This is a genomic window from Butyricicoccus faecihominis, from assembly GCF_024462775.1.
GTDB classification, from domain to species: Bacteria; Bacillota; Clostridia; order Oscillospirales; family Butyricicoccaceae; genus Agathobaculum; species Agathobaculum faecihominis_A.
Window position 1 is genome coordinate 1 of the sequence record NZ_JANGCE010000042.1, and the last position, 22,670, is coordinate 22,670.

General features: G+C 57.0%; 13 protein-coding genes. 1 reads left to right on the forward strand and 12 read right to left on the reverse strand.

Annotation, left to right across the window (positions count from 1 at the left end; genetic code table 11):
• Positions 1-137 precede the first annotated feature (137 nt).
• The 11 genes from NE562_RS15965 to NE562_RS16015 all read right to left on the reverse strand — a co-directional run bounded on the left by NE562_RS15965 (position 138) and on the right by NE562_RS16015 (position 16,787).
• Positions 138-3,566 carry a pyruvate carboxylase gene (locus tag NE562_RS15965; protein ID WP_280963412.1) on the reverse strand — a complete coding sequence of 1,143 codons (3,429 nt, stop codon included), beginning with the start codon at positions 3,564-3,566 and terminating at the stop codon, positions 138-140.
• 259 nt (positions 3,567-3,825) lie between these two features.
• Positions 3,826-5,445, reverse strand: coding sequence for a BCCT family transporter (locus NE562_RS15970; protein WP_280963413.1), 1,620 nt, complete (start codon positions 5,443-5,445; stop codon positions 3,826-3,828).
• 177 nt (positions 5,446-5,622) lie between these two features.
• A complete protein-coding gene (locus NE562_RS15975) occupies positions 5,623-7,164 on the reverse strand; it encodes an alanine/glycine:cation symporter family protein (protein WP_280963414.1) in 1,542 nt (513 codons plus the stop codon).
• Positions 7,165-7,287: 123 nt separating this feature from the next.
• The gene (locus tag NE562_RS15980; RefSeq protein WP_280963415.1) at positions 7,288-8,229 is read right to left on the reverse strand and encodes a sugar phosphate isomerase/epimerase family protein; all 942 of its coding nucleotides are present in this window, start codon (positions 8,227-8,229) and stop codon (positions 7,288-7,290) included.
• Positions 8,230-8,292: 63 nt separating this feature from the next.
• Positions 8,293-9,006, reverse strand: a complete 714-nt coding sequence (locus NE562_RS15985; RefSeq protein ID WP_280963416.1) for a helix-turn-helix transcriptional regulator — start codon at positions 9,004-9,006, stop codon at positions 8,293-8,295.
• A gap of 84 nt (positions 9,007-9,090) precedes the next feature.
• Positions 9,091-9,873, reverse strand: a complete 783-nt coding sequence (locus tag NE562_RS15990) for a glycyl-radical enzyme activating protein (RefSeq protein ID WP_280963417.1) — start codon at positions 9,871-9,873, stop codon at positions 9,091-9,093.
• Between the two features lie 43 nt (positions 9,874-9,916).
• Positions 9,917-10,480 carry a YgjV family protein gene (locus NE562_RS15995; protein WP_280963418.1) on the reverse strand — a complete coding sequence of 188 codons (564 nt, stop codon included), beginning with the start codon at positions 10,478-10,480 and terminating at the stop codon, positions 9,917-9,919.
• A 31-nt stretch (positions 10,481-10,511) separates the two neighbouring features.
• Complete coding sequence (locus NE562_RS16000) at positions 10,512-12,914, reverse strand: glycyl radical protein (RefSeq protein ID WP_280963419.1); 2,403 nt, start codon at positions 12,912-12,914, stop codon at positions 10,512-10,514.
• Positions 12,915-13,673: 759 nt separating this feature from the next.
• Positions 13,674-14,939: an NAD/NADP-dependent octopine/nopaline dehydrogenase family protein gene (locus tag NE562_RS16005; protein ID WP_280963420.1), complete on the reverse strand. Its 1,266-nt coding sequence runs from the start codon at positions 14,937-14,939 to the stop codon at positions 13,674-13,676.
• A 510-nt stretch (positions 14,940-15,449) separates the two neighbouring features.
• Positions 15,450-16,088 (reverse strand): TetR/AcrR family transcriptional regulator, encoded by a 639-nt coding sequence (locus tag NE562_RS16010; RefSeq protein WP_280963421.1) that lies wholly within the window; start codon positions 16,086-16,088, stop codon positions 15,450-15,452.
• Positions 16,089-16,124: 36 nt separating this feature from the next.
• Complete coding sequence (locus NE562_RS16015) at positions 16,125-16,787, reverse strand: GntR family transcriptional regulator (RefSeq protein ID WP_280963430.1); 663 nt, start codon at positions 16,785-16,787, stop codon at positions 16,125-16,127.
• A gap of 329 nt (positions 16,788-17,116) precedes the next feature.
• Between NE562_RS16015 and nifJ the strand changes: the two genes are divergently transcribed.
• The gene (nifJ, locus tag NE562_RS16020; RefSeq protein ID WP_280963422.1) at positions 17,117-20,623 is read left to right on the forward strand and encodes a pyruvate:ferredoxin (flavodoxin) oxidoreductase; all 3,507 of its coding nucleotides are present in this window, start codon (positions 17,117-17,119) and stop codon (positions 20,621-20,623) included.
• A gap of 181 nt (positions 20,624-20,804) precedes the next feature.
• On the opposite strand, the gene NE562_RS16025 is transcribed toward nifJ, so the two are convergent.
• Complete coding sequence (locus NE562_RS16025; protein ID WP_280963423.1) at positions 20,805-22,544, reverse strand: sigma-54 interaction domain-containing protein; 1,740 nt, start codon at positions 22,542-22,544, stop codon at positions 20,805-20,807.
• Between the last annotated feature and the right edge of the window lie 126 nt (positions 22,545-22,670).

Genomic DNA, 22,670 nt, shown 5'->3' on the forward strand with positions numbered 1-22,670 from the left:
GCGCGAACGCGCGGAATTAACGTGGGAACCGCGCGTTCGCGCGAGATTCTTCGTCGTTTCGCTCCTCAGAATGACAAAAATTTGGAACGTTCTTTTATTTTGCAACGCGCCCTTTGCCCCCGCGCCTGACGGGAATTTTATTTGATTACCGCAAGCAGCTCGCCGGCCTTTACCGCCGTGTTTTCCGCTATGCGGAGCGTTTCGACCCGGCCCGCCATGCGCGCGACGACCGAGGTCTCCATTTTCATGGACTCGATCAGCAGCAGGACCTGATTCTTTTCCACCGTGTCGCCTTCGCGGATCATCACGCGCGAGACCATGCCCGGCATGGGCGCGCCGATCTGGCCCTTATCCTCCGGATCGGCCAGCGGGATGCGCTGGGCGGTGGTCTTGGCCTGCACATCGGGCACGGTCACTTCGCGCCGCATGCCGTTCAGCTCGAACAGGACGCTGCGCGTGCCGTCCTCGTTCTGATCGCCCAGACCGAGGTACTTGACGACCAGCGTTTTACCATCCTCGATCATGATCTGGTTGGTTTCGCCAAGCGCCATGCCGTTAAAGAACACATGGCTGCCCATGCGGGTGATATAGCCGTATTCCTGCCGGTGGCGGCAAAATTCCTCCACAACCTTGGGATACAGGCACCAGGAAACCACGGTGCGGTCGTTCGGGTCCGGCGTAAACTGCCGGACCTGCTCGCGCGCCGCGTCGAAATCCACCGGCGGCAGCAATTCGCCCGGGCGGCAGGTGATGGGCTCCTCTCCCTTAAGGATGAGCTTTTGCAGCCCTTCCGGGAAGCCGCCCGCGGGCTGGCCCATCATGCCCTTGAAGTAGGAGACGACGGAATCGGGGAAGGTGAGCGCTTCGCCCTTTTCCAGTATGTTTTCCGGCGTAAGCTGGTTTTGCACCATGAAAATAGCCAGATCGCCCACCATTTTAGAGGATGGCGTCACCTTGATGATATCGCCCAGCATTTGGTTGACCTGAATGTACATCTCCCGTACCGCTTCAAACTGCGTGCCCAGACCGACCGCCGTGACCTGACTTTTCAGGTTGGTGTACTGGCCGCCGGGCATTTCGTACCGGTAAATATCGGTGGACGGCGCTTTCATGCCGTTATCGAATGACGCGTAACGCAGCCGGACGTCCGCCCAGTACTCGCTGAGCGCCTGCAAGCGGTCCAGCTCCAGCCCGGTGTCCCGTTCCTGCCCGTGCAGCGCCGCGACAACGGCGTTCATCGACGGCTGGCTGGTGATGGAGGACAGCGAATCGATCGCGGTATCCACAATATCCACACCGGCTTCCGCCGCCATCAGCAGCGCCGCGACCTGATTGCCCGAGGTATCGTGCGTGTGCAGGTGTATGGGCAGGCCGATTTCATTTTTCAGCGCCGTGACCAGCTTTTTTGCCGCGTACGGCTTGAGCAGGCCGGACATATCCTTGATGCAGAGGATATGCACGCCGCGCTTTTCAATCTGTTTGGCCAGATCGACATAGTACTGTAACGAATACTTATCGCGTTTGGGGTCCATGATGTCGCCGGTGTAGCAAATCGTGGCTTCGCACAGCTTATTCTGCTGCAAAACCTCGTCGATCGCGATCTCCATGCCGGGCAGCCAGTTGAGCGAATCGAAAACGCGGAACACATCGATGCCGCCCTTCGCGGCCTGCCGCACGAACGCGCGCACCAGATTATCCGGATAGTTCGCGTAGCCGACCAAGCTGGACCCGCGCAGCAGCATCTGGAACGGAATGTTGGGTATTTTTTCGCGCAGCAGGTCGAGGCGCTCCCACGGGGATTCGTGCAGGAAACGGTAGGCGGTATCGAACGTCGCGCCGCCCCACATTTCCAGCGAAAAGCAATCGTTTAAAATCTCTGCCGTGCCGGGCGCGGCGCCCAGCATATCGCGGGTGCGCATGCGGGTGGACAGCAGCGATTGGTGCGCGTCGCGCATGGTGGTATCGGTGATCAGCAGCTTTTTTTCGCCCAGCACATACCGCTTAACCGCTTCCGGCCCCTCGCGGTCGAGCAGCTGCTTGAGACCCTCGCGGCGCGGGGGCGAATCCTGATACGCTGGGAAGCGCGGCACATCGTACTGCGCCCGCTCGGCGGAGGGATTGGCGACCTGCAGCGCGGCAATGTAGCGCAGCACCTTGGTCGCGCGGTCCCTGCCCTCCTCAAAATCGAACAGCTCCGGGGTTTCGTCGATAAAGCGAGTGTGGCACTTGCCCGCCCGGAATACCGGGTGCTGCAAAATGTTCGTGATAAAGGGGATATTGGTCTTCACGCCGCGGATGTGCTCCTCGCTGATCGCGCGCAGCGCCTTTTGGCACAGCCCCCCAAAGGTATGGTCGTGGCAGGTGATCTTGACGAGCAGCGAATCGTAATACGGGGAAATGATCGCGCCCGCGTAGGTGTTGCTGCCGTCCAGCCGCACGCCGTTGCCGCCGCCCGAGCGGTACGAGGTGATCTTGCCGGTATCCGGCAGGAAGTTGTTCTTGGGGTCCTCCGTGGTGATGCGGCACTGCATGGCAAAGCCGCGCGCCTGCACATCCGCCTGCTCGCGGATGCCGATCGCGGGATCGGACAGCGGATACCCCTCGGCAATCAAAAGCTGCGCGCGCACCAGATCGACCCCGGTCAGCTCCTCGGTGACCGTGTGCTCTACCTGAATACGCGGGTTCATCTCGATAAAATAGTAGTTGCCGTCGCGGTCGACCAGAAATTCGATCGTGCCCGCCGACACATAGCCGACATACCGGGCGATCTTGACCGCGTCCTCGTACAGCTTTGCGCGGATCTCCTCGGGCACGCTCCACGCCGGGGCGAACTCCACGACCTTTTGATAGCGCCGCTGGAGCGAGCAATCGCGCTCAAACAGATGAACGATGTTGCCGTACTGGTCGCCCAGCACCTGCACCTCGATATGCTTCGGCTCGACCAGATACTTTTCAATGAAGATATCCTCGTTGCCAAAGGCCTTCTTGGCCTCGTTTTTGACCATTTGGAAATTGGTGCGGATCTCCTCCGGGGTATCGCAGCGGCGCATGCCGCGACCGCCGCCGCCGCCCGCCGCCTTGAGCAGCACGGGGTAGCCGTATTCCTCCGCGAGCTGAACCGCGTCGTTTTCATCGATCAGGGCGCGGGTCGAGCCCGGAATGGTGGAAACGCCGCACGCCTTCGCGATGGTCTTGGCGGTCAGCTTATCGCCCATCTGCTCCAAAATGGTGTGCGATGGGCCGATGAACGCGATACCGGCCTGCTCGCAGGCGGCGGCAAAATCCGCGTTTTCGGACAGGAACCCATAGCCGGGGTGGATCGCGTCCACCTGACGGCGCTTTGCCAGATCGATAATGGCCGGGATGTCCAGATAGGCGGCAAGCGGGCTTTTGTTTTCGCCGATCAAGTACGCTTCGTCCGCGCGGGTGCGGTACAGGCTGTAGGTATCGTCCTGTGAATAGATCGCAACGGTTCTGAGGTTCAGGTCATAGCAGGCGCGGAAAATGCGAAGCGCGATCTCGCCGCGGTTCGCCACAAGGATTTTTTTGAATTTCTGAATTTCCATGGGGCATCAGTCCTTTCTGGGTCTGTCATCCGAACAGAAACGATCTGCTAGCCTATCGTTTTTGTGTATTTTTGCTATTATAGCACATTGATTTCGGGTCGTCGACCGTTTTGCTAAAAAATCCGATATCGGACAAAAAGATGATAAACCGCGTGGGAATAAGTTGGGCAACTGTTGAATAAAAGTCAGAATGGAGCTGTTACCGTTCCACAGCTCCATTCTGATTGCGCACCGATCGGAATCGGTATTTTGATATTCTTTACCAGCCCAGTTTGCCCAAAAGTTTGCTCTTGGGAGCTTCCGGCTGGCCGTTGTCGGGCGCGTCCTTCACCGCGTCCTCATATTCGTATTCGCCGGTGGTCTTACGCGGCCGTTTGGCCATATAGCGTAAGTAGCCGAGCGTTACGAACAGACAGATGAACGTGAGCGGTATGCCGCAGAAGGATTTGATGGTTTTTACACCGCCAATACCGCCAAGCACCGTGAACACCAGCGCGATCACGGCAAACACGATGCCCCAGAACAGCTTCAGCGGGATGGGCGCTTCGGTGTTCTCGTCGCTCTTTTCCATGCACATGCCCGCGAGGGTAACGGTCATGGAGTCGCATTGCGTCACGAGCGAGACCGTAATAATAATGAGCATCACGACCTTCGCTATCGTTGAGAGCGGCAAGACGTTGAACATGGAGAGCGTCAGCGCTTCCGCGCCGTCCGCCAGATACACGCTGTAGAAATCGATGCCGTCGAACAGCTGGGCATGCAGAATGGTGCCGCCGAAAACGGAGAACCAGATGATGCCGAACAGCGCCGGGAACAGCCACTCGATCAGAACGAACTCGCGCAGGGTGCGGCCATAGGCCACGCGTACCATGAACAGGCCGAGCAGCGGCGCGTAGGCCATCCAGTCGACCCACCAGTACATATCCCAGTTCTGAGGCCACATGCCGCTGTCCACGTAGGGCGCGGTATACAGGCTGGCGGAGAAGAACTCGCTCAGGTACTCGCCGAGGCTTTCCGTGAACAGGTTGCAGATATACGCCGTGGGACCGGCGAGCAGCACGAACAGCAGCAGAATGAAGAAAAGCTGCGTGTTGCGGTTGGACAGCCAGGTAATGCCGTTGCGCAGGCCGCTCACGGCAGAAGCGTTATAGCAGAAGAACATGACGATAATGATGATCGCATACACCGTGGGACTCGGCTCAAAACCGGTAAAGGCTTTCACCGCCGCGGAAAGCTGCATCGCGCCGTAGCCCAAGCCGCCGGCGACAGCGCCGGTCAGGGCGAAAGCGGAGATCGCGTCGAACACGTCGCACCAGCGGCTTTTAAGCACCTTTTCGCCGAAGATCGGCACCAGACAGGAGCTGGCCTTAAAGGGCGCGTTCATGTTGAGGATCGCATAGGACAGGATAACGCCCATGATCACACAGCTGGCATACGGCGTCAGGCCCCATTGCAGGAAGCAGTGCAGCATGCTCCACAGTACCGCGCCGTTGCTGCCGGCCGCAAGACCGGTGCTGGCCGAGGGTTCCATGGCGAACAGCAGTGGTTCCGCCGCGCCCCAGAACACCACGCCCGCGCCGATACCGGTGCAGAGCGAGATACCAAACCACTGCATATAGCTGAACTTCGGCTTCGCGTTCGGGCCGCCCAGCCGAATTTTGCCAAGCGGCGTGACCATAATGACGATACAAAGGATAACCATAAACAGCATGACCAAGCTGACGGCCCAGCCCACGCTGGACATCAGCGTGTTCATGACTACCGTATTAAGTACATAGTAGAACGCTTCACCGTTGATGAGGATTGCTGCAAGCATCAGTACAAATAGGATGACCGTGACAGACATGACGGCCGGTCTGATTTTAACTTTCTCTTTCATTTTTGTTCCTCCAATCCCAAATGTTCGTAGTCCATTGATTCGTAGCGAAGGAAGCAGAATGCTTCCTTCGCTTCAGATAACAGACTATTATCTGAGATTGCCCCCGTTAAAGCCGCATAATTGCTATCGCCCCCACTCTGTATATTTCTTACAAAATAGCAGGTGTTTTTTTATGCATTACCGAGAATTTACTTTTTGCTCGCTTTCCATCTGTTCCTTTTCAATCTGCTCCTTGTTGATTTCCATCCACACGTCGCAGTTTTTAATGCCCAGCTTTTGGGGATTGAAGTACGGTTCTTCTACACCGGCCTTGCGCTGCGCCATATAGTCGTCGTACACTTTCTTGACCGTCGGGAGCAGAAAAACAAGTGCGCCGATGTTGAACCAGGACATTAGACCGAACATGATCTCGCTGACTGCCCACGCGGTAGACGCCGTAACGTTAGCCCAGATAAAGAACATTATCGGCATGATGATACGAGTAGCCCAGATCAGCTTGCCGCGGGTCTCCTGCTTCAAATTTCGGAACAGGTATGCCAGACCGGATTCGCCTTCGTAATAGTAAGCAATGCAGGTGGAATAAGCGAAGCAGGTCAGGGCGATCGCGATTAGCGCGCCGCCAATGCCGGGAATGACCGAATTAGCCGCTTCCTGTACCCATACAACGCCCGCGGTGTTGCTGGCCGCCTGTACCGCCATGGCTTCGGAGCCCGAACCGATGTGCATGAAGGCCACGCCGTCCGCGCCGAGCACGTTGAAGCAGTCGGTGATCAGCGCCATGATGCCGGAACAGAAACAAACGGCAACGTCGATATAAACGGAAAATGCATTGACCATGCCCTGTGTGGCCGGGTGCGCGGTCTCCGCCGCTGCGGCGGACGGAGGGGTCTCGCCGAAACCGGAACCGGAGGAGTTGACCGCGCGCTTGACGCCGTACGAGAACGCGCCGCCGATCATGCCGCCGAAGAGCGCGTGCGAATTGAACGCGCTGCCTACCATCATCGCGATCGTCGAGGGGATGGCGCTGGCGTTCGCAATCAGCACGATCAGGGTGATGATCAGATAGCCGATGGTCATAAACGGAACGATAATGGTGGAGAATTTCGCGATGCGGCGCACGCCGCCGGAGATGACGAGGAACAGCAAAACCGCAATGACAGCGCCGGAAATAACGGGCGCAACGCCAAAGCTGTTCTCAAACGCCATGGCAATGTTGTTCGCGCTGGGGCCGGTAACGAGCAGCGGCACGCCGACCATGGCCAGCAGCGCGAAGATAACGGCGACCACCTTGCCGAGCTTCTTCCACGGCAGGCCGTTTTCCATATAGAAGTAGGGGCCGCCGCGGTACTGTCCATCCATGCGAACTTTGTAGATCTGACCTAGGCTGTTTTCCGCGTAAGCGATCGCCGAGGTGACCAGCGCGGTGACCAGCATCCAGAACACGGCGCCGGGGCCGCCGTACATGATCGCGACCATAACGCCGCCGATGTTGCCGACCGCGACGCGATACGCGGCGACCGAGCAGAAGGTTTCAAACGGGGAGATGCCCTCGCTTGAGCCAGAGCCCGATGTCAGCAGCTTCCACTGCAGTTTTGATTTGGTGACGTTGCCGAATTTCATGGCGATACAATAAGCGACCGCCGTACCAAAAACAAGTACGATCAGCGGAGTAGCCCATAGCCAGTTGTCGATCTTCATAATGATATCTGCGAAACTCATTCTTATTCCCCTTTCACTCTGTAAAACGATGTCCATTTTATTTCGTATAGAACCGGGTGTCTATTGGGGTTTTGCAGGGATAAGCCGTCTTATCCTGTTTTTATTTACGCGCGGCGCACGTCCTCAGCGGCCGGTGATGCCGATATCAAGCACCTCATGCATGTACTTGATGCTCTTGCGCATGGCGTCGATTTCCTCCTTTCTGCCTTCCTCAAGCGTGTAGCCGGAAAGAGGCAGCTCGATCTCAAGGTCGATGGTGTCGAGTTCCTCGGGCGCGTTCTCGCGCAGGATCTTCATGACCTCGATCACGTCCACATCGCCGTCGCCGATGGCGCAGCCCAGCGAATGGGTGCCGTCCGGGTCGGCGAACACGCGGTTATCACAGAAGTGCACGCAGTAGCAGTACGGCGCCATCTTGCGCACGCATTCCTCGATGCCTTCGGCCATCATGAGCGAGTTGATGGTGTCGCAGCAAGCGCCGATCAGCGGGTGATTGAGCTGCTTGACCATCCAAATGACCTCGTCCGAAAACAGGTCGCAGTGGTTCTCGATGGCAATCTTCATGCCGTACTTTTCAATGGTGGGAAGATTCTTTTTGAAATTCATCACGATCTCGGACATCTGCGCCATTGCCTCGGGGCACATGCAGGCGTGCGAGATGGGGTGCGGATGCTCCACATCGGTGCTGAACTTAACCAGCTTCGCGCCGATCGCGTGGCCGATCTCGAGCGCGTCCTCGATTGTGGCGTTGACGCGCGGATCGCTCGGCGCGTTGAAGGAAACGTTCAGTTCCAAATCCAGACCGTGCTTTTCCGCGTTCGCCTTGACGGCCGCGAGATGCTCGGGCGAAACATCGTTATCCAGATCGACCAGCGTGATGTGAAGTACTTCGATGCCCTCCTCCACCGCCAGATCCATCAGTTTATCCAGATCAATCACCTTGTCGAACGCAAAGGTCTTGCCTTCGCTCTGGAAGCCCCAGCTTTCGCCGAGACCGCTCAGGTGCAGGGTGTAGCTGTGCATGCCAAGCTTGAACTTGCGGTTTGCGCTTTTGGAAGTGTACATAGTCATATCTCCTTCATATTTACGGGGCGTAACGCCCCTTTGTTTGAATACAACGGTGATCATTTAGCCGATTTTTTGGAAGCAGGGGCACTCCCGGTAGGCCTTTGGGGTCATGCCGGTGATATTATGAAACGCGCGCGTAAAGGTGGAATTACTGGAATAGCCCACCATGACGGCGATCTCCATCACACTGAAATTGGTGCTTGTAAGCAGCTCCTTCGCCCGGTCGATCCGAATGCAGCGCAGATACAGGCTGGGCGAAAAGCCGGTCTGCTGTTTGAACCAGTCGCTGTAATAGGTGACGTTGTAATTTTCGATCTTCGCCAGCTGATCGACCGTGATCGGCAGATCGTAATACTGGCTGATGTAGCGGATGGACGGCGCGGCGCAGTTTTCGATCAGCTTGGAGTACAGGTAGCTGTACAGGTAACGCACCGATTTGCTGTCCGGATTCTGCTGTAGCTCGGCTTGGATCAGCTCGACCAACTGGGTGATCTGGCCGCGCATCGATACGATCAGGGGGTAGGACAGCAGCACGGCGTCCCGGGTCTCCAGCATATCCTCCGAAAGGTCGATCGCCAGCAGCCTGCCCAGATAGTTGCACTGGTGCTTCATACCGGCCGGAACAAAGCACAATTCCTGCGAGGTGACCTCATACTCGGTCTCCCCGATCCGAATCTGCATCGTTTCCTCGAGCGGCACCAGAATTTGCGGAAACTCGTGGGCGTGCTCCCCGTTGCACTCATGAAAAATACGAATATTGACCTTCTGATTCATGGTATTTCCCCCATCCAAGATGTGGCGGTTTTGAAATCCGGCCCTAGGCCGAAACAGTCGAGCCATCAGTATAGCATATTTAGCCTAGATCGTCTTGCCGACGTATTGCCGTATCACGTTCCGGCAGCGTTCCATTTCCTCGAACGAGGGCGATTTGACATGCTCCAGCAGATAGGGGCGGCCCAGCTTTTTGTAGGTTTCCGTCCCCAAGCGGTGATAGGGCAGCAGCTGCACATAGTCCAGATGGCGCAGCTTCGCGCAGAATTCTCCGATGCGGTTCAGTTCCTCATCGGAATCGTTGATGCCCGGAATGATCGGCGTGCGGATGACCAGACGGAGCTTGCTTTCGACCTCGTTGGTTCTCAGCATGTTGTCTAAGATCAGGCTATTATCCACGCCGCAGTATTTTTTATGCAGGTCGCTGTCGATCAGCTTCATATCCGCGTAGATGGTGTTGATGTAGGGAAGCATGGTCTCGATATGCTCCCACGGGCCAAAAAAGCAGGTCTCCACGGCGGTATTGAAGCATTCCTTTTTGCAGTTTCTCAGCAGAGCAAGGGCAAATTCCGGCTGCGACAAAACCTCGCCGCCGGATAGGGTCACGCCGCCGGTGGAAAGGAAGAAAAACAGGGAATCCTTACGGATCTCCTTCATTACCTCCTCCACGGTCATCAGGCTGCCATAGGCATTGTCGGCGGTATGCTCAACGCCGAAGGACTGGCTCTCCGGGGTGGAGCACCATTGGCAGCGCAGGGGGCAGCCTTTAAAAAACACGACCGTGCGGAAGCCGTCTCCATCGTGGATAGACGACCGCTCGATGCGCAGCACCATCCCTTGCCTGTCTTTTTCGATCATTTCCAGTCCCATAGCGCCTCGCGCCTCCTTGTTTGTTACTTTTGTATCCGGTCCGTCAGCGGGCGGCCGGTTCCTCGCTGCCGCAGTCCACCGCGTCCCCAATGTCTTTTTCCAGCGGCTTCGCTCCGAAGCGGCACAGTGAGACCAGCGCCGAGACCATGCCGAACGCTTCGGACATCGTGCCGGAGATGGAACGCACATAGGCATTGTAAACGACCCACATGGGACCCACGAGAAACAGCTTGCACCGGCGAATCACCTTGCCGTTGCCGGAGTAGTTGGTCATGATAAAGATGACAGTCGCGGCGCAAGGCAGCAGACTGAAAATATCCTGATAGGTAAAGATGCAGGCGACGACCGCCAACGCGGAAAAGAGCCATTTCCAGCCCTTCCATTTTCCCCACGGCTGATCGCCCGCGCAGATCGGTATCGCGCTGCACGCGAGAAGCGCGGCGCTGACGCAGCCGCTATACGCGCCAAGCATCAGATAGTGCACGACATATACCGTGTTGCCGAGCAGTTGAAACAGGAGCAGGAGCCGGCTGCTTTTACATTGGAAGCAGCCGATACAAAGGGCCATGCCAAGAAAACCGATCGCTTGAGCCACCAAGTGATACACAGCCGGCTCCCCCTCTCGCTAAATCATCTGGTTATCTGCCGCAGCAGCTCTTGCCGGCCCAGCTGCCGATCTCGGTACGGCCGATGATCTCGTTTTGCACTTCTCTGCCGAGTTCGACGAAGAAGGCGGTGTAACCGGCCACGCGGATGAGCAGGTCGCGGTGCTGCTCCGGATGCTCCTGCGCGTCGATCAGCGTCTCGCGGTCGACCACGTTGATCTGCGCGTGGTACACATCGAGCGTGCACATGGTCTTGAGCAGGTTCATGCCATGGGCGATGCCGTCGTCGCCCTTAATCAGTTCGGGCGCGATCTTCAGGTTCAGCTGCGTGCCCTGCGTGAAGCGCGCGTGCGGGATATGGCTGACCGACTTGAGCAGCGCGGTCGGGCCGTTGACGTCCGTGCCGCCGGTCGCGCCGATGCCGTCCGTCAGCGGGGTGCCCGCCTTGCGGCCGGAAGGCAGCGCGCCTACCCATTCGCCGATCGGCGTGTTGCCCGAAACAGGCAGCATGCCGCAGGTCATCTTGCCGAACAGGGTGTCGTACTTTTCAAACTGGTCGATAACATGGGTGAACACTTCGCCCACGCAGAAGTCCGCGCGCTCGTCGTCGTTGCCGTACTTGGGCGCTTCCAGACACAGCTTCTGAACGTCCTCGTAGCCCTCGAAGTTGGCGGCCAGCGCGTCGCAGAGCTCACGCATCGTCAGCTTCTTCTCGTCGTATACCAGATACTTGACCGCGGCCAGCGAGTTGACGATATCGGCCTGACCGACCGTGATCACGCCGCCGCCGCAGGTGTACTTGGCGCCGCCCGGCTGGCTGTAATCCTTGCCGGATTCCATGCAGTGCTCATAGCCCAGCGACAGCACCGGCACGGTGCGGTAATGCATGGACAGGTAATCGAGCAGCTGGTTGCCGGATACGATTACATCGACGATATAATCGATCTGCTTCTTGACCGCCGCAAAGAAATCGTCAAAGGTCTTGAAATTCGTCGGGTCGCCGGTGGAGATCGAAACGCGCTTGCCGGTGGTGCGGCTGACGCCATCGTTCAGCGCCAGCTCCACCGCCGCGCCCATGTTGATATCGGCGATGTCCGTGTACTGCTTCATGCGGCCGGAAAGGTTGGTCTCCACACAGCCGCAGGGGTTCCAGTCCCAAGCCTCGGAGAGCGGCACGCCCTTGTTCTGCATCATGCGGATGCCGATGTCGTTCGAGTAGATCGCCGGCATGGTCAGGCCCATGCCGATGGCTTCTACCGCCTTGTGCAGCAGCGCGTCCGGGTTCTTGGACATGCTGTAAGTAACCGAAAGGTTGGGCTCCTTGAACTTTACGTCCATGGTGGCTTGAATCATCATGTAGGACAGCTCGTTGGTCGCGTCGTTGCCGTATTCATCGATGCCGCCGCAGCTGGTCTGCACGGTGATGCAGTAACCGGCCGCGTACTGCGCGGTGACTTCGTCTTGGAACAGGCTCATTTCCGCGATCTTGATCCACAGGCAATCCAGCAGCTCCTGCGCGTCGTCGTCGGTCAGGATGCCGGCGGCCTTGTCTGCCTTGTAGTACGGATAGAGGTACTGGTCCAGACGGCCCAGATTGTACGACGAAGCGTTTTGCTCCATGTAGATCGCGTACTCGTAGGACAGGATGGACTGGCAAGCCTCGTGGAAGGTGCGGGCCGGATGCTCGGGCACCCAACGGCAAACCTCGGCGATCTTGAGCAGATCGGCCTTGCGGGCTTCGTCCGTGCACTCCGCCGCCATTTTCTCCGCGAGGTCGGCGTGGCGGTGCGCCAGCGTGATGACGGCTTCACACGCCATCAATTCGGCCTTGTAGAAAAAGCTCTTTTCGAGATCGCCCGGCGCCGAATCGTCCAGCTTCGCGAGCGCTTCCTCGGCTTCCTTGCGGATGCCGCCGATGCCCTTTTGCAGAATGCGGTTCCAGCTCGGCGTGGTCTCGCCGTAGCCGCGAACGGCCTTGCGGTCGATATAGATCACGCCGTTATCGCGCAGGGTCTCCATGTCTTCCGGCGCCATGATGCGCCAGCGGTCGAGCACGCACTTGCCGCGCCAGTAATCGGCTACGTCCTCGCGGAACACCTTCTTGCCCTCCTCGCTCAGGTAGAACGGGTCGAACGGACGGGTGCTGATGGTGTCCAGCTCCTTCTCGATAACCGAGCAGGCGCTGTCCGGGTTCAGGATGCCGCAGCGGGGCTTGAAGCCGACGCCGCCGACCAGCAGTTCGTGGTCTTGAATGTAGATGTCCTTCTTGCGGCACTGGTTGAGGTAGCCCGTTGCCTTCTGGATGATCCACGGTTGTCCCTCGGTCTGCTTAAAGCCCTCGGTAACATACTTTGCGTTGTAGACGTCCATGTCCACCCGGGTATCCAGATACTGCTGTCTCAGCGCCTCAATGCGTTCCATATACTTTTTCGCCATAGTTGTTCCTCCTTGTGTCTTGGTTGGACGCCCCGCCGGGCGGGGCCCTGTTGAAAGCTAGGGGTGCCACATCCGGTGCGAATCGGATGTGGCGGTTGTGTTCGATGCAGTCATTTATATAGAAGCAAATATCGTGCCACTTGTGCAATCTAAGCTTATTTCTTTTTAATTTTCCATCAAATTTGTGTAAACTATCAAAACTCATCCGAAGCGATTTATGCGTTTTGTTCAAGCTTCTTTTCATTATGTATATTAAAATCGCGTTTTTTGTGCATTTTGCCATGCTCGTTTTGCGCGCCACGTTTTAAGCGGTGCTTTTCTTCTGCTTTTTACGGTTTTTTTGATTTTTCTTCATTTAGAAGCTCATTTGGAGACAGATTCCAGCGGCTACTTATGCAAGAGTTGAACATGTCTACAAATAGACTTCTTCTGTTTAAGTGGTTTTGCACAAAGCGATTTTGCCGGTTTCCGCAAAAAATTTTGCGCTTTTTTGCACCCTATCGCAAACTTTTTTGCACCCCTTTTTGCAGGCGAATTTCCCCGCCTTTTCCGGTGCGCCGCACAGCAAAACCAAAGGCGTGCAAAACAATGTTTTGCACGCCTTTGGCCGGAAAGAATAGGGGGTAAAAGTAGGTGTAGGTGTATTGTCAGAGAATCAGCCGCACTGCCCGAGCGGCTGGGCCAGAAAACGTGTGCTCAATACGTTTTCTGTCAGAACCCACTGCAAATGGGATGCAGGATCAGCGGCAAAAAGCCGTTTTACTTCGCGGTGTATACGCCCTCGCGCAGATACTTTTGCAGCTGCTCGTGGGTCATGTGGCCGATCTCGAGGTAATCCAGCGTGTACTTGCTGTCCTTGATCAGGTCGCGCTTGATCATGGTGCTGGCCAGCAGGATCATCGCGTCGATGATGGGGGTGGCCACGTCGTACTTCTTGCCCAGCTGGCTCATCAGGTAGCAGCCCACCGGAACGTCCTCGGTGATGTAACGGTTTTCGAGATCGAACGGACCGTCGCCCCAGAAGTTCTCGTAGTTCTCTTCATACGGAACGGCGAAGTCGGGGCCCATGTATTCCTTGCCGTACATGGTGGTACGGGAGAAGAAATCTTCGTAGTTGACCGTGCACAGGCCGACTTCCATCTTGGCGGCCAGAGCCTTCTCTTCCTCCCAGAAACGGGCCTGAACCTCGGCGATCGCCGGGCAGGCGCCAAAGGCGTACAGGGAGTACTTTTTCTTATCCTGACCCAAAACGGTGTCGAAGTTCTGCATGGTGGAAACCGCCAGCAGAGCGCCGGGAACGTGAATGACAGGGTTAACGTTGGACAGGTTGATGTCGAGCACGGTGTTGCCCACGACAAAGCCGTGGTGGAACTCCTCGCCCTTCTTGCTGATCGTCACTTCGCCCTCCGCGTCGATGATGGCGTCAAAGGCGGGAATGTAGAAAGCGGAAGCCATGAAGGCGTCGTTGTCGCTCATCGGCAGCGCACAGCCACGGATGGTGGTGATGCGGTCCTCTACCTTGCACTCGTTGGTGGTTACGCCGCCGCGGTTGACGATGCGCACGCCGTACGGAGCGGTATACCAGGCGCCGACAATGACCTTGGCCGTGCAGTTCATTTCACGCATCAGCTTGCGGAAGATGAAGGTGCCGCAGTTGTCGGGCAGGATGTGAATGACCTGACCGTCCTCGAGCAGCGGGATCAGCTCGCGGAAGATGGACTCATGTGCAACAGCAACGGTGGCAACGATAATGATGCCCGCGCCCTTGACGGCCTTGGCCATATCGTCGGTCGCCAGAGCAACCTTGGCGGTGCCGGTGCGCTTGAAGCCGAAGAAGCTGAACTGATGCCCAGCCAGAGTGATGCCGGTCTTTTCGATGTTGACGAAGTTTCTCTTCGCGAAAGCGGGCTGGTCCCACATGCGGACCTCTTTGCCTGCCAGCGCGCAATCGCCCGCCATCGTCTTACCTACGCCGCCGGCACCCAAGATTGCAATCGGCTTGTCTTTCAAATAACTCATGTCCATGTTTCATTTGCCTCCTTAAATTTCATGGTACCGGTCAGTGCGGCCGGTGCTTTGCAACGCGTTTAATGACTAACAGTCATTGACTTAAGGTCATTATATGCGCAGCGTTTTGAATTGTAAAGATGTAATGGTTTACAAAAATACTGCCGTAATCTTGTGTATATCGTCCGATACGCGGTCTTTCCGCGAGTGGACGCTTACCAACCATCGCCTCCTACCAGTGAAAGGGCTATGTGGGATAGGGCTCTTTCATGGTTCCTATTGTAAAGAAAGAGACGGGCGCGCGCTTTGCCAAAGCTATCGTGTTTTTTGCATCCCTTCAGGTGGGGCATTGCAGGCCCGAAACGCAAAAGACCCGTGCGCCGGCGGCTCGCCCACAGCCGGCGCACGGGTCTTTTGACAGGTCTATGCAAACAGGTGATAAACTGCACAAAAAACATGAAATCGGGCAAGGCCGAAACGGCCCGCCCGATTTAATATAAAGATAGCACAAAAACCAAGCGCGGCTGCTCATTGCATCATGCCCTTCGCCACGACGAGCACGGCCTCCTCGATCAGATCCGCGAGGCTGAGCTCCTGACTATCGAAGCACCACATGACTTCGACGCCGATCATGGTGGAAAGAAGGATATCCACGTACCGCTCGGTCGGATACGCCGTATCGAGCACCCGCTCCGTCTTGCCGCTCTCCACGATCTCGCTTAGGCATTGGAGCAAGGCGCGGTCCCTTCCGTAAAAGCTGCGCCCCGGCATGGTAAAGTAATTCGATATCATGGCCTTAATAATCCCCTTGCCGCGTTTTTCGTACGCGGTATAGGATATCCGTACGAAATGCGTGACCATGTACAAAAAATCCTGTCCCTTTACCCGCTCGTAGGCCTGCTTGTAAATTTCGTCCGAACACTGGAACGTATAGAAAACAAGCGCCTCTTTCGATTCAAAATGCGTATAGAAGGTGCCTTTCGCAACATTGGCCGCCGTCGTGATGTCCTCCACGCTGACATTGCCAAAGCCTTTTTCGTTGATCTCCTTCAAGGCGGCGTTATAGATCTTATCCTTGGTTTCCATTGCCTGCAGCTGGCGCTTGGTTCGTTTGGCGGCCGGTTGCCCGGCATCCATGGCGGTCCGGTCCGCCGGGTTGCTTTTCATGTCGTACACCATCCCTTCTCAAACGTGCGTCCGCGCTCATTGCTTTGTGTCGGTTATCCCGCCAAAGCATTTGAGAAGATACGGATCGATGCCGTAAAAGTCCTTGATATGCTCGCAGTTCAGCGTGCGGATATCGTCCAGATCTCTGCCGCGAATCGCCGCTATGATCGGCTTGTGATGATGGATCTGGATCAGACTGTGCTCGATATCGGTGTATTTGGACACCTGAATGAGATGAACCTGCTGATAGATCGCGTATTGCTGCCGGATCAGCTGCGCGTTGCGCGAAATATTAGCGATCTCCAAATGGAAATCATCATCCGCGCGGATACGCCCATAAACGTCGCCCCTCGCGGCGGCCTCCTCGCAGCTGTCGGCCATGCGGTCGAGCTGATCGAAGTCGGACGCGCTTCCATAGTAGGACGCGAGCTGCGCCGACAAAATATCCTGCGACAGGCGGATCGCGCCGATCTCCTTGATCTCCTCGTCGCTAAAGCATCTGACCGACGCGCCGCGGTTGGGGCCGATTCTTACCAACCCCTCTGCCGCCAGACGCCGAAGCGCGTCATGGATCGGGGTCCTGCTGATGGAGAGCTTGGCGGATATCTGAAGTTCGGGGATCCGCGTGCCGGGCAGCAGCTCCATGCGAAAAATCATATCCTTGATTTGCTGATAAGCAATTTCACTTTGTGAACGGATAGGTCAACACCTGCTTTCTTTCCCTCTTGCACCATATAAAAGCAGCATACAATATTTCATTTAATCGGTCAATCGTTTTTTTAGCATTCTTTTTTCCTGTTCCATATAAAACTCCATTTTGCACAGTTTTCTTTTGTCCGATTTATCTATAACGCAGAAAATTGCTATTCACTCTTGACAAATTGAATGCAATTATCTATATTGAATGCAAGATTAAGCTGCGGAACGCCATCACAACACACACCGTCCGCTGCCGGATCAACTTTCTTCACTTTTGTGTACAAAAAAACAGCACTATAATACCCAAAAAATTAAAGGGGGCAATCTGTATGAGTAAAAAAACCGAGTTAATGGACGGCAATCAGGCAGCTGCGTATGTCTCGTACGCCTTTACGGAGGTGGCGGGTATCTTCCCGATCACACCATCCTCTCCGATGGCGGAATATGTAGACGAATGGGCGGCCAATGGTAAGAAGAATCTCTTCGGCCAGCCGGTTCAGGTAGTGGAAATGCAGTCCGAGGGCGGCGCCGCAGGCACCGTGCACGGTTCGCTGCAATCCGGCGCGCTGACCACCACGTACACCGCTTCGCAGGGCTTGCTGCTGATGATTCCCAACATGTACAAGATTGCCGGCGAAATGCTGCCGGGCGTGTTCCACGTTTCCGCCCGTACCCTTTCGGCCCACGCGTTGTCCATCTTTGGCGATCATTCCGACGTTATGAGCGTTCGTTCCACCGGCTTCTCCATGGTGGCCTCGTCCTCCCCGCAGGAAGTCATGGATCTGGGCGCGGTCTCGCACCTTGCCGCCATCCACTGCCGGATGCCCGTTCTGCACTTCTTTGACGGCTTCCGCACCTCCCATGAAATCCAGAAGATCGAAGCGCTGGATTACGAGGATCTGCGCCCGCTGGTGGACATGGAAGCGCTCAAGGCTTTCCGCAAGCATTCTCTGAACCCCGAGCATCCCTCCACGCGCGGCACGACCGTCAACCCGGACATCTTCTTCCAGTGCCGCGAGGCCTGCAACAGCAAGATCGCCGAGATCCCGGCCGCGGTTGAGTACTACATGCAGGAAGTCGGCAAGATCACCGGACGGCCGCACCACCTCTTTGACTACTACGGCGCGCCGGACGCGGATCGCGTCATGATCGTCATGGGCTCTGTCGCCGAAACCGCTAAGGAGACCGTGGATTACCTGACCGCGCAGGGCGAAAAGGTCGGCCTGATCAATGTACATCTGTATCGTCCCTTCTCGGCGGAGCACTTCCTTGCAAGCCTGCCCGCCACCGTTAAGCGCATCGCGGTGCTCGACCGCACCAAGGAGCCCGGCGCGATGGGCGAGCCCCTCTATCAGGATATCTGCACCATCTATAAGGAGCGCGGCATCCCGATGGAGATCGTGAACGGCCGTTACGGCCTCAGCTCGAAGGATACGACGCCGGGCCAGATGCTGGCGGTGTTTGACAACCTGAAGCTTGATGCGCCGAAGACCAACTTCACGGTCGGTATCGTGGACGACGTGACCTTCACCTCGCTGCCGCTCACCAAGGAGATCGATACCTCGCCCGCCGGTCAGACCAGCGCGGAATTCTGGGGCATGGGCTCGGACGGCACGGTCGGCGCGAACAAGAACTCGATCAAGATCATCGGCCACGCCACCGATCTTTACTGTCAGGCTTACTTCGTATACGATTCCAAGAAATCCGGCGGCCTGACCCAGTCCCACCTGCGTTTCGGCAAGGAGCCGATCCGCTCGCCTTACCTGATCAGCTCGGCTGATTTCGTTGCCTGCCACAATCCTTCCTATGTCCGCCAGTACGACATGGTCAAAAACCTGAAGGAAGGCGGCACGTTCCTGCTCAACTGCCAGTGGGATATGGACGGTCTGGAAAAGCACCTTCCCGCCTCCATGAAGCGTTCTCTGGCGGAAAAGCACGCCAAGTTCTATACCATCAACGCGATCGACATCGCCCGCGGCCTCGGCCTCGGCAACCGTACCAATACCATTTTGCAGGCCGCGTTCTTCAAGCTCTCCGGCGTGATCCCGGTGGATACGGCGGTCAACGAAATGAAGGAAGCGATCTACAAGTCCTACTTTAAGAAAAAGGGTCAGGCGGTTGTTGATATGAATAACGCGTCCATCGACCACGGCCTGAACGAGCTGGTCGAGATCCGCATCCCCAACGCTTGGCTGACCGCGCTTGACGAGCCGGGGGCCGATTCGAGCCCCGCCTTTATCAAGGAAGTTGTTTCCGTCATGAACCGTCAGGAAGGCGACATCCTGCCCGTTTCCACCATGACCAAGTATGGTCTGGAGGACGGCACTTGGCCTTCCGGTACCTCCAAGTACGAGAAGCGCGGCGCCGCCGTCGAAGTTCCGGTTTGGAACATGGACGCCTGCATCCAGTGCAACCAGTGCTCGCTGGTCTGCCCGCACGCCGCTATCCGGCCGATCCTGCTGAACGAGGACGAGGTGAAGGCCGCGCCCGCCGGCTTTGAGACCAAGAAGGCGCTCGGCGCCGGTCTGGATAAATACCAGTACCGCATGCAGGTCTCCCCGTACGACTGCACCGGCTGCGGCAGCTGCGTCAACGGCTGCCCGGCTAAGGAGAAGGCGCTCGTCATGGCGCCGCTCGATACCCAGCTCAAGGAAGCGGAAAACTGGACCTTCGCCGTGGAGGAAGTGGCGATCAAGACCGATGCGGTCAGCGCCAAGAGCGTCAAGAGCTCCCAGTTCGCCAAGCCCTACTTTGAGTTCTCCGGCGCGTGCGCCGGCTGCGGCGAGACCCCGTACATCAAGCTGGTGACCCAGCTCTTCGGCGACCGTATGTATATCGCAAACGCCTCCGGCTGCTCGTCCGCTTACGGCGGCTCCACCCCGTCCTCCCCGTACTGCACGGACAAGAAGGGCTGCGGCCCCGCTTGGGCAATGTCGCTGTTCGAGGATAACGCGGAATACGCTTATGGCTACCTGCTCGGTCAGGACGCCGTACGCCAGCAGCTCGCGGAAAAGGTACACGCACTGGCTGAGCGCGGCGTCGCGAAGGATGCTTGCGAAGCCTATTTGGAAAAGGGCAACGACGCCGCGGTATCCCGCGCGGTCAGCGATTCGCTTTTGGCCGCTCTTGTCGACGATGCCAGCGAGGAAGCTGAATTTATCCGCCAGAACGAGGAATTCCTGACCAAAAAGAGCGTTTGGGCCTTCGGCGGCGACGGCTGGGCCTACGATATCGGCTACGGCGGTCTGGATCATGTGCTTGCTTCCGGCAAGGATATCAACGTGCTGGTTCTGGATACCGAGGTGTATTCCAACACCGGCGGTCAGGCGTCCAAGTCCACGGCGGCGGGCGCGATCGCCAAGTTCTCCGCCAGCGGCAAGGCCACCAAGAAAAAGGATCTGGGCCTGATGGCGATGAGCTACGGCTATGTTTACGTGGCACAGGTCGCAATGGGCGCGGATCAGGCGCAGACGCTGCGCGCAATCCGCGAGGCCGAGGCTTACGACGGCCCGTCCCTGATCATCTGCTACTGCCCCTGCATCGAGCACGGCATGAAGTGCGGCATGGGTCTGAGCCAGCAGGAAGAAAAGAAGGCGGTTGAAGCCGGTTACTGGCACCTGTACCGCTACAATCCGGATCTGAAGGAAGAGGGCAAGAATCCGTTCTCGCTGGATTCCAAGGCGCCCACCGGCGATTTCCAGAAGTTCCTTCTGGGCCAGAACCGTTACGCTTCGCTCAAGCTGTCCTTCCCGGATAAGGCTGAAGCCCTGTATTCCAAGGCGGAGCGCGATGCCGAGGAGCGGCTTGAAAGCTACCGGAACCTGACCAGAGAATAAGCGCAAGGCGCGTTCTCTCATCTGTACAGCCCACATATCACCCTGCTTTTCGCAGGTTGTCTCCTTCGCTTCCGGCAGTCCGCCATGGTCTGCCGGAAGCGTTACTTTATAACGCGTTAGGCGCTGCCCACAGGCGCAAAAAAGGCAGCCCTATGGAGGGCTGCCTCAGATCTTTTCGTTGTCACCACTGCGGGATCGTGCCGGTCAGCAACGCGGCGATATCGATCTTATACCGTTTGATGCGGTATTGCAGGTTCTGTCGGCTTATTTTTAATATGCGCGCCGCTTCTGAAATATTGCCGCCGGTCTCCCGCAGCACCTTGCAGATGGTTTGGCGCTCCATGTCGTGTATCGCGCCGCTCAGCGAGCTTGCGGACGGTACCGTTTGCGCTTGTTCCGCGCCGGCGGCGCCGCTTGACGAAGCGATCAGATCGGGGATATAGTCCGGCGTGATCATCGAGGCTTCGTCCGGCAGCACGTTCATGGCGTGCTCGATCGCATGCTGCAGCTCGCGCACGTTGCCGGGCCAGCTATAAGCCTGAAACCTTTCCAGCGTGGCCCCATCGATGTTCCTCACGTTCCGCACCAGCTTTTTATTGCATTGCATGATAAAATGCTTGGCCAGCAGGGCGATGTCCTCCCGCCGGTTCCGCAGCGGCGGAACGCTGATATTGACGACGCCCAAGCGATAAAACAGGTCGCGCCGCAGCTTATTTTCCGCGATTGCCTGACTGGGCGGTACGTTGATGTTGGACAGCACGCGCACATCCACATGAATCTCCGACGAGCCGCCCACGCGCCGTATAATGCCGTCCTGCAAAACACGGAGCAGTTTGGATTGCAGGTTGATGTTCATTGAGTTGATCTCATCCAGCAGCAGCGTGCCGGTGTTTGCCTGCTCAAATAGGCCGGGCCGGTGTTCCGCGCCGGTATAGGCGCCCTTCTCCGTGCCAAACAGCAGGCTTTCAAGCAGGTTTTCCGGAATCGCCGCGCAGTTAATGGCGAGGAACGGCCCGTCCGCGCGGTTGCTGGCGTTGTGGATGCTTTGGGCGAACATCTCCTTGCCGGTCCCTGTTTCTCCGTAGATCATCACGGAAGAGTCGTTTTTGGCCACCCGCTTGCATTGCGCGATCACATTGCTCATGGCCGGACTGATGCAAATGATATCCTCAAAGGTAAATTTGGCCGATAGCGCGCTTTTGGTTTTGTGCCGGCCCGCGGACGTACGGTTGACCAACTTGTCCTGCAAGTCGATGATCTGCTTATGCAAGCTGTCGATGGCGCTCCAGTCCTCCATGACGCTGAAGCCGCCCAGCACCTGACCGTTCTGCACGATCGGGAAATTATTGCATACAATATCGACATTTTTGCCGTACCGCGTCGTATAATACTGCCGCTTGTTGATATTCGGGCGTTTTTCCCGGATCACCTCCGGCACCATTAATTCCGAACCGTCTCGGGAGCGGTATACGTTTGTGATATTTTCTCCCAGCACATCCTGCGTGACAATGGAATCCATTTTTACCGCCGCGTCATTGAGCAGATAGATGCGGCACTGCGCGTCGCATAGGATGACCGGCTCGCTGATCTGGTTCAGCACGCCGATCAGCATATCGTGGCAGGCGTCGTTTGTCGCCTCGCGAAACACCACCATCCGGCAATGCTCCGGCAGATCAGCCAGTTCCGGCGTGGGGCAGCGCAGCAAATATTCCCCAAATACAACAGATGCATAAACCGGTTGATCCGATTCTTCACAGAGCGGCTCCGCTATATCCTGCAGCCGCGTTCCCTGCAAGCGGCCGTCTCCATGGAGCAGACGGTCTCCCGTTTCGTTAACGGATAAGATTTTTCCATCCTCCGCCGTCACCAGCGCGCCAAGTCCGCACGCCGACAGCGTTTCCATCGCTTCCTGATATCGCACCCGCCATTCCTCCCGCTCTTTTATGCCTTGATGCGGCGTTTTGCCGCAGCCGTCATGAAGCTGTGCGTTTCTATAATATTATATAATACTTTTTTACCGTTGCCAACACATTTGATGAATAGCCGC